The organism is Catellatospora sp. NPDC049133 (assembly GCF_040648455.1).
GTDB classification, from domain to species: Bacteria; Actinomycetota; Actinomycetes; order Mycobacteriales; family Micromonosporaceae; genus Catellatospora; species Catellatospora aurea.
Map to the genome: position 1 here is coordinate 66,090 of NZ_JBEZDT010000003.1, position 12,555 is coordinate 78,644.

The window sequence follows — 12,555 nt, forward strand, 5'->3', positions numbered from 1 at the left end:
ACGACACGCCGGGGTCCGTTACCTTTTGGCGCACGAGTATGAAAGTTTTCTTCATCGGCAGGGACGGGAGCGGCAATGACGCACGACGCTGCAAGCCCCCCGTATCTGCAGGTCGACGACCTGCGGGTGCGCTTCAACACCGCGGACGGCGAGGTCCGTGCGGTGGACGGGGTGAGCTTCGGCCTCCACAGAGGGCGAACGCTCGGCATCGTCGGCGAGTCCGGCTCGGGCAAGAGCGTCACGAGTCTAGCGGTGATGGGCCTGCACGATCCGGCCCGCACCCGGATCACCGGCGGCATCACGCTGGGCGGGCGGCAGCTCGTCGGGCTGTCCGACGGCGACATGCGCAAGCTGCGCGGCCGTGACGTCGCCATGATCTTCCAGGACCCGCTGTCGGCGCTGCACCCGTTCTACACGGTCGGCCGGCAGTTGGTGGAGGCCTACCGCACGCACCATCCGGACGCGTCGAAGGCGCAGGCCAGGCAGCGTGCGCTGGACATGCTCGACCGGGTGGGCATCCCGCAGCCGGACCGGCGCTTCAGTCAGTACCCGCATGAGTTCTCCGGCGGCATGCGCCAGCGCGTCATGATCGCGATGTCGCTCATGAACGATCCGGCGCTGCTCATCGCCGACGAGCCGACCACCGCGCTCGACGTGACCGTGCAGGCGCAGATCCTCGACCTGCTCGCCGACCTGCAGCGCGAGTTCCACAGCGCGATCATCCTGATCACCCACGACCTGGGCGTGGTGAGCCAGGTCGCCGACGAGGTGCTGGTCATGTACGGCGGCCGGGCCGTCGAGCACGGCACCGTCGCGCAGGTGATGCGCGGGCCGCAGCACCCGTACACGTGGGGCTTGCTGGCCAGCATCCCGAGCCTGCACGGCGACCCCGAGGTCGAGCTCAAGCCGATCAAGGGCAACCCGCCGAGCCTCATCAACGTGCCGGCCGGCTGCGCGTTCCACCCGCGGTGCGCGTACGCGATGAAGCCAGAGCCGTGCGCCGCGCAGGTGCCGCAGCTGCTCGCCGTGCAGGCCGACGGGCACCGCGTGGCCTGCCACCTGCCTGAGCCGCAGCGCATCAGCACCTATACCGACGAGATCGCGCACGTGGGGGTGGCCCAGTGAGCGAACGCAGTGAGCGAACCGAGGGCGTCGTCTGTCACGACGGAGCCGAGCGTAGTGAGGTGACGGCGTGAGTGAGGCCTTGCTGAGAGTGCGGGGGCTGACCAAGCACTTCGCCGTGCGCCAGGGGGCGACCGGGGCGAAGGCGGCGGTGCGCGCGGTCGACGGGCTCGACTTCGACGTGCACGCGGGCGAGACGCTCGGGCTGGTCGGGGAGTCGGGCTGCGGCAAGACCACCACCGGCCGGATGCTGGTGCGCCTGCTGGAGCCGACTGCGGGCAGCATCGAGTTCGAGGGTCGCGACATCACCAAGCTGGGCCGCCGCGCGATGCGCCCGCTGCGGCAGGACCTGCAGATCATCTTCCAGGATCCGTACTCGTCGCTGAACCCCCGGCACACCGTCGGCAAGATCGTGGCGATGCCGCTGGAGGTCAACGGCGTCAACCCGCCCGGCGGGGTCAAGGCCCGCGTGCAGGAGCTGTTGGAGCTGGTCGGGCTCAACCCGGAGCACTACAACCGCTTCCCGCACGAGTTCTCCGGCGGCCAGCGCCAGCGCATCGGCATCGCGCGGGCGCTCGCGCTGCGCCCGAAGCTGATCGTCGCCGACGAGCCGGTGTCGGCCCTGGACGTGTCGATCCAGGCCCAGGTGGTGAACCTGCTGCGCGAGCTGCAGCGGGAACTCGACCTGGCCTTCGTCTTCATCGCGCACGACCTGGCCATCGTGCGCCACTTCAGCCGCCGGGTCGCCGTGATGTACCTGGGCAAGGTCGTCGAGATCGGCGACCGGGGCGACATCTACGAGCGGCCGCGGCACCCGTACACCAAGGCGTTGCTGTCGGCGGTGCCGGACGTGGCCGCGTTCGGCGAGCCCCGGCAGCGCATCCGCCTGACGGGCGACGTGCCGACCCCGCTGAACCCGCCGTCCGGCTGCCGCTTCCGCACCCGCTGCTGGAAGGCGCAGGACGTGTGCGCCACCGAGGAACCACCGCTGCTGGTACGCGAGGGCAGTGGGCAGGAAGTGGCGTGCCATTTCCCCGAGCCGGTCGGCGTCGGGGTCGAGCACGTGAGCGAGGTGGCGGCATGAGCCTGTCGCAGATCGAGACGGAGGCCGCGGGCGTGGACGCCGCCGCGGCTCCGGTCGCGCCCCAGCCCGGCATGGTGGGCCGGTCTCCCGGCCGGCTGGCCTGGGCCCGGCTGCGGGCCAACCGCACCGCGATGGTCAGCGGCTGGATCATGGTGTTCTTCGTCGTGCTCGGACTGGCCGCACCGCTGGTCGAGCTGGTCTACGGGATCAGCCCGTTCGAGCAGTTCCAGGACAAGATCGCCAACAACAGCCTGCCGCTGGGCTACTTCGGCGGCGTCTCCGGCGAGCACTGGTTCGGCCTGGAGCCGCAGCTGGGCCGTGACATCTTCATCCGGCTCGTGTACGGCCTGCGCACGTCGCTGTTCATCGCGGTCTCGGCGGCGCTGCTGACCACCGGGCTGGGCATCGTGCTGGGCATCATCTCGGGTTACCTGGGCGGCTGGATCGACGCGGTGATCAGCTGGGTCATCGACTTCGCGCTGGCGCTGCCGTTCCTCATCTTCGCGCTGGCCATCATGCCGACGGTGACCGCGCGCTTCTACGGGCCTCGCGACGAGATCCCGGTGCCGTTCCGGATCGGCGTCATGATCTTCCTGTTCGCGCTGTTCGGCTGGACCGGCACGGCGCGCCTGGTACGCGGGCAGGTGATCTCGCTGCGCGAGCGGGAGTTCGTCGAGGCGGCGCGGGCCAGCGGCGCGGGACTGTTCCACATCCTGTTCCGGCAGCTGCTGCCGAACCTGTGGGCGCCGATCCTGGTGTCGTTCTCGCTGGCGGTGCCGGGCTACATCACGGGTGAGGCGGCGCTGTCCTTCCTGGGCATCGGCGTGGTCGACCCGACCCCGGACTTCGGCGTGATGATCAACAAGAGCCTGAGCTACGCGCAGACCGATCCGGCGTACCTCATCTTCCCGGGCGTGGTGATCTTCCTGCTGGTGCTGGCGTTCAACCTGTTCGGCGACGGCCTGCGCGACGCGCTCGACCCCAAGTCGTCCCGGTAGGAGGCACGAGATGCTGCGATTCCTGATCAAGCGCCTGCTGCTCGGTGCGCTGACGATGTTCGCTGTCAGCCTGGTCGCCTTCGGCATGTTCTTCATGCTGCCGCGCGACGCGGTGGCCACCATGTGCGTGAAGAACTGCAACCCCGAGCGGCTGGAGCGGGTGCGCGTCGAGCTGGGCCTGAAGGACCCGCTGATCGACCAGTACACCGGCTACATGAAGGGCATCTTCGTGGGCCGGGACCTGGGCAGCGCGCAGGGCGGCTACTGCGACGCGCCGTGCCTGGGCTACTCGTACACCAGCAGCGAAGAGGTGTCAGACATCTTCGCCCGGGTGCTGCCGGTGACGCTGAGCATCGTGCTCCCGGCGGCCGTGCTGTGGCTGGGGCTGGGCATCGGCCTGGGCATGCTGTCGGCGCTCAAGCGCGGCACCGTCTTCGACCGGCTCGCCATCGGCTTCTCGCTGACCGGCGCGTCCATGCAGCTCTACTTCGTGGGCGGCATGCTGATGATCATCTTCGTGTACACCCTGAAGATCCTGCCGGTGCCGCACTACACCTCGCTGTGGGAGGACCCGCTGGACTGGGCGGGCGGGCTGGTGCTCGCCTGGGTGGCGCTGGCCTTCCTGTTCTCCGCGGTATACGCGCGGCTGTCGCGGGCGCAGATGCTGGAGACCCTGGCCGAAGACTTCGTGCGCACCGCGCGGGCCAAGGGCCTGAGCAAATCGCGGGCGTACGGCCGGCACGCGCTGCGCGCCGCGATCACCCCGATCGTGACCATCGCCGGGCTGGACATCGGCGGCGCGCTCGGCGGCACCGTGATCACCGAGACCACCTTCGGCATCCAGGGCCTGGGCCGCACCGCCGTCGAGGCCGTCCGTCTCGGCGACCTTCCGACGATCATGGCGACCGTGCTCATCTCGGCGGTCTTCATCGTCGTCGCCAACATCGTGGTCGACCTGCTCTACGCGGTCATCGACCCGCGGGTGCGGCTCGGCTAGCGCACCCGCCCGCCGTACGAAGAGGTATGGCGAAATTCGTCAATCACTGCTACACAGTTCGTAAGTTTCCTTCACACCACCGGCACGGGAGTGAATATGAGATCGAGAGCGGTATTGGCCCTGGGCAGCGTGCTCGCGCTGTCCGTGGCCCTGGGCGCATGCAGCGAGAACACGAACACCGAGAACGGCGTCGACACCGACCGCCAGTCCAGCGGCGTGATCGCGACGGACCCGAAGGACTCGATGGGCCCGGCGGCCGCCGTCTCGGGCGCCAGCAAGGGCGGCACGTTCACCGTCATCCGGCAGACCAAGATCTCGCACATGGACCCGCAGCGGGTCTACTCGTTCGTGGGCCTGAACACCGCCCCGCTCTACGCCCGCTTCCTCACCACCTGGAAGGACGACGGCAAGGGCCACGTCGTGCTGGTCGGCGACCTCGCGGAGACCCCCGGCGTCAACGTCAACAAGGACTGCAAGGTCTGGGAATTCAAGATCAAAGACGGGGTGAAGTTCGAGGACGGCAGCGCGATCACCTCCAAGGAGGTCGCGTACGGCATCGCCCGCTCGTTCGACCCGGACCTGGCCGGCGGCCCGACCTACATCCAGGAGTGGCTGGCCGACGACGCCGCCTTCGACAAGAAGTGGGACTTCAAGGCCAACAAGTCTTCGCTGCCCCCGGGCCTGACCACCCCTGACGCCAAGACGCTGCGCTTCGAGTTCGCCAAACCGCACTGCGACCTGCCCTTCGCCGCCTCGCTGCCGGCCACCGCGCCGCTGCCGCCGGCCAAGGACCTCGGCGTCGACCTGGACAACAAGCCGTTCTCGTCCGGCCCGTACAAGCTGGTCAAGAACACGGTCGGCGTGGAGATGGTGTTCGAGCGCAACGAGCACTGGGACGCCAACACCGACCCGGTGCGCAACGCGTACCCGGACAAGTTCGTCTACCAGTTCGGCCCGAACGCCGAGGCGCAGACGAACCGCCTCATCGCCGACGGTGACGCGGACAAGGCCACCCTCGGCTGGAACGGCGTGGACTCCTCGCTGGTGGCCAAGGTCGCCGGTGACTCCGCGCTGATGGGTCGCACCCTGCGCGAGCCCACCCCGAGCGCGTGGCGTCTGTCCATCAACACCCAGCGGGTGCCGGACCTGTCGGTCCGCCAGGCGCTCAACTACGCCATCGACCGGCCCGGCATGGTCAAGGCCGCCGGCGGCGACCTGAAGGTGGCCCCGCTGACCACCCTGATGCCGCCGTCGACGCTCGGCTTCAAGAAGTACGACGCCTACCCGGCCGACATCGAGAAGGCGAAGTCCACGCTGGCCGGCAAGACCCCCGAGCTGGTGCTGGTCATCGGCGACGACTCGGGCGCGCAGGAGCTCGGCACCCAGGTGAAGAACAACCTGGAGAAGGCCGGTTTCAAGATCACGATCAAGGTCATCCCGGCGGACAGCAAGCTGGACGAGACCAAGAAGAAGAGCAACCCCTGGGACCTGTACCTCGACTCCTGGGCGGCGGACTGGCCGAGCGGCGCAGCGCTGCTGCCGGTGCTCTTCGACGGCCGCACCATCAAGGACGAGGGCAACAGCAACACGTCCTACGTCAACAACGACGCGATCAACGCGGAGTTCGACCGCGTCCTGGCTCTCGACCCGGCCGCCCAGGCGCCCGAGTGGGCCAAGCTGGACGAGCGGATCATGAAGGAGCTGGCCCCGGCCGTCCCGCTGTACGCGGACGTCATGTTCGTGATGCACGGCTCGAAGGTCGGCGGCGTCTACATCGACAGCATCTTCGGCTACCCCGCCTTCACCCGCGCCTTCGTCAAGCAGTAACCCCTGCCTGACCCCCATCGGGGCGGCACCCCTGCCAGGGTGCCGCCCTTTTCCTGTCTGGCGTTCCGTTCGGCCTTGCCGGGCAAGATCGCCGTTTTTTGGTCAAGATCTGCGGTGAAACCGCGCGATCTGACCGGAAACGGCGATCTCTGCCGGGGCCTGTGGCACGGCGTCTCCATGGGAGGCGGGGTCGGGTGGCGTCGAAGATGCTTACCTTCGGGGGGTGCGGGAGCTGGCTTTCGGGGGGTGTGTGGCGCTTTGAACTGCGGGATCGTAGGAGGTGCCCGGAGCGACGACGAGGTGGCCGGGCACGTAATCCAGCTCACACGGGGGTCAGGTCATGGCACTGCGCACGCGTCGATTCGCCGTACTCGCCACGCTCGCCGCCGCGCTCGGCGGGCCCGCGATCATTCACGCCACTCCGGCGCTCGCGGCCCCGCCGCCGCGTCTGATCGTCGAATCGCGCGACGCCGAGGCCGCCGAGCGGGCGGCGCAGCAGGCAGCCGCCGCCCAGGGCGTCGCCGACGAGACCGCGATCCAGGCGAGACTGTCGGCCCGATCGGCCGCCAAGGCGAAGCAGCGCGCCGCCGACGCCAAGCTTGCTGCCAAGGCCGCCGCCGACCAGGTGCGCGCCGACGTGAAGGCTGGGCTCGACGGGGCTCGTGTGGAGCAGGACGCGTGGCTGGCCAACCGAGCCAAGCGCAAGGCCGCGAACGCGGCCAGGCTGGCCGAGCAGACGGCCGTGCGGGCCCGCCTCGACGCCACGGCCGCCGAGAAGGCGCGCGAGAAAGCCGCCACCGCCGAGGAGATCGCCGAGCAGGCTGCCGTGAAGGCGCAGCTGGGCAGCTGACTGCCCCACAGCCCTCCGCCCACGCATCTGGCTGCGTGGGCGGAGCTGTCTCGCCCGGCGCGGTGCGCGTGCATGCGACGGGCATCGGTCGGTGAAGGGGAGGGTCGGCGGGTCAGGTGCGGATCTCGGCGGGCTCGGTCTCCTGGATGATCACTGTGGGTGGCAGGTCGTCGAGGGCGTGCCGGGCGTAGATCTCGCTGTCCAGCTCCTGTGGGCCGAGGTAGCGCTCGGCGAGCGGGATGGGCAGCAGCGCCCAGTCCCACGGCTCGACCGCCACCGCCGCCCGGACCGTCTCCGGCCGCCGGGCCGCCAGCAGTGCCGCCAGCCACCCGCCGAAGCCGCGCCCGTACGCGGTGACCCGGGTCAGATCCAGGTCGGAGTGTTTGTCGGCGATGATGCGCAGCGCTTCGGCGTGATCGGCGACGGCCAGGTCGGCCACCCGCCGATGGGTCACCTTCTCGAAGCTCGGCGACACCCCGACGGTGCCCCGGCCGTCGACCATGACCACGGCGAACCCGGCCTCGGCCCAGTGCCGGGCGGCGGTGAACGCGTCGTGGTCGTTGCGTACCTGCTGCTGGGTCGGGGTGTCCGGCAGGCACAGCAGCACCGGCAGGCGGCGGCCGAAGACGTGGCCCGGCGGGTACAGCACGGCGGTGGGCAGCCGCCGGTCGGTGACCCGGTCCAGCGCGGGCCGGTTCGTGGTCGCGGGCACCGGGCGGCGCGGGGTCAGCTCGGCCACCTGGTTGCCGCCGAACCATACGGTGAGCTGCACGTCCTCGTCGTCGAGGCTGCGCAGGCCGGTCACCACGGTGTCCCCGCCGCAGGCGGCGCTGTGCCAGCCGGGCTGGCTCGTCAGCCGGTGCACCACCATGCCGCCGCTGGTGCTGCTGCGCACCCGGAACAGGTGCTGCTCGGCGGGTTCGCCCTCGCTGGCCTCGATGAGCAGGTCGCCCAGCTCGCCGCCGGCCGAGCCGGGGCCGAGCCGTCCGACGACGCGCCTGACGTACAGGTTCGGCGGGGTGAGCAGGGTGCCGTCGGCGAACAGGCAGCGCGCGTCGTACCCGTCATGGGAGATCTCACCGCCGACCAGCACGCGCCCGTCGGCGAGGTGGCGCGGCGTGCCGGCGATGGGGTTGACCCAGCGCGGGTCGGCCAGCTCGGCGTGCACCTGGGTCTCCCCGGTGCGGCGGTCCACCGCCAGCACGAGGCCGTGCCCCTGCGACCGGCGCAGCGCCGTGATCAGCGGACCGCCGTCGGCCCAGCGCACCATGCCCAGGTACGGGTAGATCTCGCGGTCCCAGTGCACGTCGACCCAGCCGCCGTCGAGGTCCAGCAGGTGCAGCGAGACCTGGTCGCCGCTGCGGCGGGTGGCCAGGATGCTCTCCCCGTCAGGCGACCACCACCAGCCGGTATGCCGGCCGAACCAGCTCGCGTGCGGATCGGCCTCGCCCCAGCGGACCCCGTCCGGCTCGCCGGCCAGCAGCTCGTCCTCGCCGCCGGTGGCCACCCGCAGCGCGCCGTCGTGCAGGTACGCGATGCGGCGGCCGGTCGGGTCGGGCCGGGCCGCGAGCACCGGACCCGGGGTCGGCAGGACGGCCGTGCCGTCGGCGTCGCGGCGATGGAGCCGGCCGCCCGAGGTCCAGACGAGCACGGCCCCGGTGCGGTCGAACGCGAAGTCGTCCACCGCGTCGGCCACGGTATGGCTCCGGCCCGAAGCCGGTTCGCACACGTCCAGTACGTGATCATGCAGGTGGCCCACCCGAAGGCCGTCAGCACTGACGGCTATGCGGTGGCCAGGACCTGGACCGTCAGGCTGCTGCGCCTCCATGGCCGCGATGCTATCGACGCGGGAGGCAGCCGCGTGGCGGTTTGCCGCGGAACGCGGCTCGTCCCGGCACGCCGCCGCTGTCGCGGCCTGCCAGGCGACTCTCCGCATTCCGTGATGCGGGCTAGAGTGGCCGGGTGGCTCGCAGCATCCTCTTCGTGCACGCGCATCCCGACGACGAGTCGATCGGCACCGGCGCGACCATGGCTCACTACGCGGCGCAGGGCGCACACGTCACCCTGGTGACCTGCACGCTCGGCGAGGAGGGCGAGATCCACGTGCCCGAGCTCGCGCAGTTGGAGGCCGCGCAGGGCGACCAGCTCGGCGGATACCGGCTGTCCGAGTTGAGGACGGCACTGGGCGCGCTGGGCGAGATCGACCACCGCATGCTCGGCGGGGCGGGGCGCTACCGTGACTCCGGCATGATGGGCACGCCCGCCAACGAGCACCCGCGCAGCTTCTGGGGCGCCGACCTCGAAGAGGCGTCCGCGCATCTGGTCGAGATCATGGACGAGGTCCGGCCCCAGGTCGTCGTCACGTACGACGCGAACGGCTTCTACGGCCACCCCGACCACATCCAGGCCCACCGGGTCGCCATGCGCGCCTCCGAGATCGCCGCCGAGCGCGGCTTCGGCCCGTCCAAGATCTACTGGACGGCGATGCCGCTGAGCGTGCTGAAGGCCGGGGTCGAGGCGCTGGCCGACTCGACGGACAACCCGTTCGCGGGGATCACCGACGTGGCCGACTTCCCGTTCGGCACGCCCGACGAGGAGGTCGCGGCCTGCATCGACGGCTCCGATCACCACGACGCCAAGGTCGCCGCGCTGAAGGCGCACGCCACCCAGATCCCGGATACGTCCTGGCTCTACTCCATCGCCGGCAACTTCGGCCAGGAGTTCATGGGCGTCGAGCACTACACGCTGGCGCACGGGGAGCGTGGGCGTGGTGATGGGCCGTACGGGTGGGAGACCGACCTGTTCAGCGGCCTGCCCGACGGCTCGCCGCTCGCGCGGTGAGGCTGCTGCTCGACTACGCGCTGCGCGCGGTCGGGGCGCTGCTCGCGCTCGTCCTGGGCGCCGCGTCGGCGGTGCTGGAGGCGGTCTTCACGCCGTACCGCATCGCCGGGTGGCCGGCGGTGTGGCTGGTGCCGACGGCGCTGCTGGTCAGCCTGTTCCTGAGCTGGTTCGCCCGCGCGGCGACGGGGCTGGCCTGGGGCTGGTGGCTCGCCGCGGTGCCATGGTTCCTCGTCATGATCTTCGCGGTGGGCGGCACCCAGGAGGGCGACCAGATCGCCTCCAGTTGGCTCGGGCTGCTGGTGCTCGCCACGGGTGGCATCGGCTTCGTCGGCCCCGCGGCCTACCGCGCCGGCAAGCGCACCACCGCGCCACCCCCGCGAACCACCGCGCGGCAACTCGCGGCTCCACAGCCGGGACCGTCCGCACCCTGACCGCTTCCACCCCAGCTCAGCACCACCGGCTGGTGAGGAAGGGCACCTTGCGCACCACATGCGTTAACAAGGTGCCCTTCCTTCGGATTGTTCAGGTGGCGAGGCTGTCGAGGCGGGCCACGACGTTCTGGTAGGCCGTCGACGGGACACGTTCGGTGCTGGTGAACGGGCGCTCGATCTGGTGGATCGTGAACAGCAGCAACGTGATCATGCCGACCACGGCGGTGGTCATCGCGAGCTGCGTGCCGATGTGGTCGAACCGGAAGAACAGGATCGGCATCCCGGCCAGCAGCGCACCGAACAGCAGCGCGAACCACGTCACGTCGCCGATCCGTTTGTCCGCCAGAGCGAGCCGGTCCTCGCGGGCCTGCATCACCGCGTGCACCGTGGTCTCCGGCGACTCGCTCTCCGGCGGGACCGGCACCCGGGCCGTCGCCTCCCGCAGGTCGTTGAGCAGCGCCCAGCCCTGCTCGCCGACCGGTTTTCCGGCCCGCAGCCGGGGCAGTTCCTGGTCGACGATCTCGCGCAGGTAGGCGCGCGACAGCAGCCGGATCGACGCGCGCACCTCCGGTGGCCCGGTCTCGGCGGCCCACGCCACTGACTGCACGGCCTGCGCCTCGCGGTACGTCGCGTCGCGGGCGTCGTTGCCGATCTGCCACACGTCGATGAACACGAACGCGGCGACCACGGCGTACAGCGTGCCGGTCATCGAGAAAACCACGCTGAGCACGTCGTGGGTGTCGGCGCGGCGGTCCGGTGGCCACGAGCGGCGGATGAACACCACGGCGAGCGCCGCGATGCCGCAGATGCCGAGGAACCACAGGAGACCGCTCGCGTATGCCCGCATGAGTTTCCTCCAAAAACACTATTCGCCCAAACAGGGCGTTTAGGGCTATACAAGATGCTATGCGTGCGACGTCCAGATTTCGACCCCTCGTCGTGGGGCTGTTCCTGGCCACGGCGATCGGCCTCCCGTCAGCCGTCGCGCTGCTGGCTCCGCGCGCCGCGCTGGGACACGCCGCCGCACCGCCGGGTGAGCTGCTGCAGGTGCGTTCCGCGGTGCCCAACGCACCGTCCGAGCTGGTCAGTCTGAATCCCGACACCGGTGCGGTGATACACCGGAGGTGGCTGCAGCACACGGTCAATGCCATCGGGTACGACCCGGCGCAAGAGCTTCTCTACGGCATCGCGGCGCGGTTTCGACTGGTGCCGCTCGGTGGTGGCGGCCATCTCGTCGCAATCCGTCCGGATGGGACGGTCGTCGATCACGGTCCGGTCCATGGCTCCCTGAGCAGCGCGAATGCGGGGGCCGTCGTCGACGGGGAGTTGCTGCTTCCGGTCGGCGGGCGGTTGAAAGGCGTCGACGTGCGAGCCGGTTCGGCGACGTTCGGGCAGGTCACGAGGAATGTGGCACTGTCCGGCCCGGTGCGCGTGGATGACTGGGACTACGACCCGAACCGGCAGGCCCTGGTGGGAGTTGACGGGTCGGGGCCGTCACCTCGGCTGGTCGCGGTGGATCCGGTCAGCGGGCAGGTCAGCCGCGGCGATCTCACCGGTGACCTGCGGCCGGGCGGGTCTTACGGTTCCGTGGCGCTGATCGGCGACACGCTGCACGTCACCGCCAACGGGCTTGGCCGGCCGCTGCGGCAGTACCGCATCGCGCTGTCCACCGGGGTCGCGACGCTGCTGTCCGGCTCGCAGCCGGTGTACCTCACGGACGCGGCCTGGCTACCCGCCATCCCGAGCCCACCATCCCCGAGCCCGTCGCCGTCACCGAGCCCGAGCCCGTCGCCACCAAGTCCGAGCCCGTCATCAAGCCCGAGCCCGTCTCCGAGCCCGAGCCCGTCTCCGAGCCCGAGCCCGTCTCCGAGCCCGAGCCCGTCTCCGAGCCCGAGCCCGTCTCCGAGCCCGAGCCTGCCTCCGTCACCGAGTCCGTCGCCGTCGCTTAGTCCGAGTCCGAGCCCGTCACCGTCGCCCAGCCCGAGCGCTGCGCCGTCCACGACCCCATCGCCCAGTCCGAGCCCATCGCCCAGTCCGAGCCCATCACTCAGTCCGAGCCCGTCACCGTCCCCATCTCCATCCCCGAGTCCGTCAGCGTCGCCGAGTCCGTCGCCCAGCGCCGCGCCGCCGCCCGTGGGGCTGGCTCCGGTAGTGCCGCTGCCTGAGCCGCCGGCGCCGTCTCCGGAGCCCAGTCCGTCTCCGGAGCCGTCGCCGCCTCCGCCGCCGAGCCCGGTGCGACGACCCGTCGTGATGGTGCAGGAGCAGGTGCGTCACGTCCGGGACGTCGCCGAGACAGGCCGGAACACGGTCGTGATCTTCATCCTCGGCCTGTCGGGCAGCCGCCTGCTGCTCGCCGCGCGGCGGCGACGCCGCTGACCTGCGGCCGCGTACGCGAAGATCATCGG

13 protein-coding genes are annotated in these 12,555 nt (G+C 70.6%); 9 read left to right on the plus strand and 4 right to left on the minus strand.

Annotated features, from left to right (window positions below):
- Positions 1 to 75: 75 nt before the first annotated feature.
- The 6 genes from AB0B35_RS04070 (at position 76) to AB0B35_RS04095 (ending at position 6,878) form a co-directional block, all read left to right on the plus strand.
- Positions 76 to 1,125, plus strand: coding sequence for an ABC transporter ATP-binding protein (locus AB0B35_RS04070; protein WP_361040416.1), 1,050 nt, complete (start codon positions 76 to 78; stop codon positions 1,123 to 1,125).
- 67 nt (positions 1,126 to 1,192) lie between these two features.
- Positions 1,193 to 2,206 carry a dipeptide ABC transporter ATP-binding protein gene (locus tag AB0B35_RS04075; protein WP_361040419.1) on the plus strand — a complete coding sequence of 338 codons (1,014 nt, stop codon included), beginning with the start codon at positions 1,193 to 1,195 and terminating at the stop codon, positions 2,204 to 2,206.
- Entirely contained in the window at positions 2,203 to 3,204 is a 1,002-nt protein-coding gene (locus tag AB0B35_RS04080; protein WP_361040421.1) for an ABC transporter permease, read from the plus strand. The genes AB0B35_RS04075 and AB0B35_RS04080 overlap by 4 nt, the downstream gene beginning before the upstream one ends.
- Positions 3,205 to 3,214: 10 nt before the next feature.
- Positions 3,215 to 4,201 (plus strand): ABC transporter permease, encoded by a 987-nt coding sequence (locus AB0B35_RS04085; RefSeq protein ID WP_360521510.1) that lies wholly within the window; start codon positions 3,215 to 3,217, stop codon positions 4,199 to 4,201.
- Between the two features lie 96 nt (positions 4,202 to 4,297).
- A complete protein-coding gene (locus tag AB0B35_RS04090) occupies positions 4,298 to 6,028 on the plus strand; it encodes an ABC transporter substrate-binding protein (RefSeq protein WP_361040424.1) in 1,731 nt (576 codons plus the stop codon).
- Between the two features lie 340 nt (positions 6,029 to 6,368).
- Entirely contained in the window at positions 6,369 to 6,878 is a 510-nt protein-coding gene (locus tag AB0B35_RS04095) for a hypothetical protein (protein ID WP_361040427.1), read from the plus strand.
- Between the two features lie 112 nt (positions 6,879 to 6,990).
- Here the strand turns inward: AB0B35_RS04095 and AB0B35_RS04100 are convergent, their stop codons facing one another.
- Positions 6,991 to 8,574 carry a prolyl oligopeptidase family serine peptidase gene (locus tag AB0B35_RS04100; RefSeq protein ID WP_361040429.1) on the minus strand — a complete coding sequence of 528 codons (1,584 nt, stop codon included), beginning with the start codon at positions 8,572 to 8,574 and terminating at the stop codon, positions 6,991 to 6,993.
- Between the two features lie 266 nt (positions 8,575 to 8,840).
- Here AB0B35_RS04100 and mshB point away from each other — a divergent pair, with 266 nt between their 5' ends.
- Complete coding sequence (gene mshB, locus AB0B35_RS04105; RefSeq protein WP_361040431.1) at positions 8,841 to 9,719, plus strand: N-acetyl-1-D-myo-inositol-2-amino-2-deoxy-alpha-D-glucopyranoside deacetylase; 879 nt, start codon at positions 8,841 to 8,843, stop codon at positions 9,717 to 9,719.
- Complete coding sequence (locus tag AB0B35_RS04110) at positions 9,716 to 10,150, plus strand: hypothetical protein (protein WP_361040433.1); 435 nt, start codon at positions 9,716 to 9,718, stop codon at positions 10,148 to 10,150. Before mshB ends, AB0B35_RS04110 begins: the two co-directional genes overlap by 4 nt.
- A 91-nt stretch (positions 10,151 to 10,241) precedes the next feature.
- On the opposite strand, the gene AB0B35_RS04115 is transcribed toward AB0B35_RS04110, so the two are convergent.
- The 3 genes from AB0B35_RS04115 to AB0B35_RS04125 all read right to left on the minus strand — a co-directional run bounded on the left by AB0B35_RS04115 (position 10,242) and on the right by AB0B35_RS04125 (position 12,150).
- Positions 10,242 to 10,997, minus strand: coding sequence for a hypothetical protein (locus AB0B35_RS04115; RefSeq protein WP_361040436.1), 756 nt, complete (start codon positions 10,995 to 10,997; stop codon positions 10,242 to 10,244).
- A 128-nt stretch (positions 10,998 to 11,125) separates the two neighbouring features.
- Complete coding sequence (locus AB0B35_RS04120; RefSeq protein WP_361040438.1) at positions 11,126 to 11,431, minus strand: hypothetical protein; 306 nt, start codon at positions 11,429 to 11,431, stop codon at positions 11,126 to 11,128.
- 296 nt (positions 11,432 to 11,727) lie between these two features.
- The gene (locus tag AB0B35_RS04125) at positions 11,728 to 12,150 is read right to left on the minus strand and encodes a hypothetical protein (protein ID WP_361040440.1); all 423 of its coding nucleotides are present in this window, start codon (positions 12,148 to 12,150) and stop codon (positions 11,728 to 11,730) included.
- 232 nt (positions 12,151 to 12,382) lie between these two features.
- Here AB0B35_RS04125 and AB0B35_RS04130 point away from each other — a divergent pair, with 232 nt between their 5' ends.
- Complete coding sequence (locus AB0B35_RS04130; RefSeq protein WP_361040442.1) at positions 12,383 to 12,526, plus strand: hypothetical protein; 144 nt, start codon at positions 12,383 to 12,385, stop codon at positions 12,524 to 12,526.
- The last annotated feature ends 29 nt before the right edge of the window (positions 12,527 to 12,555 follow it).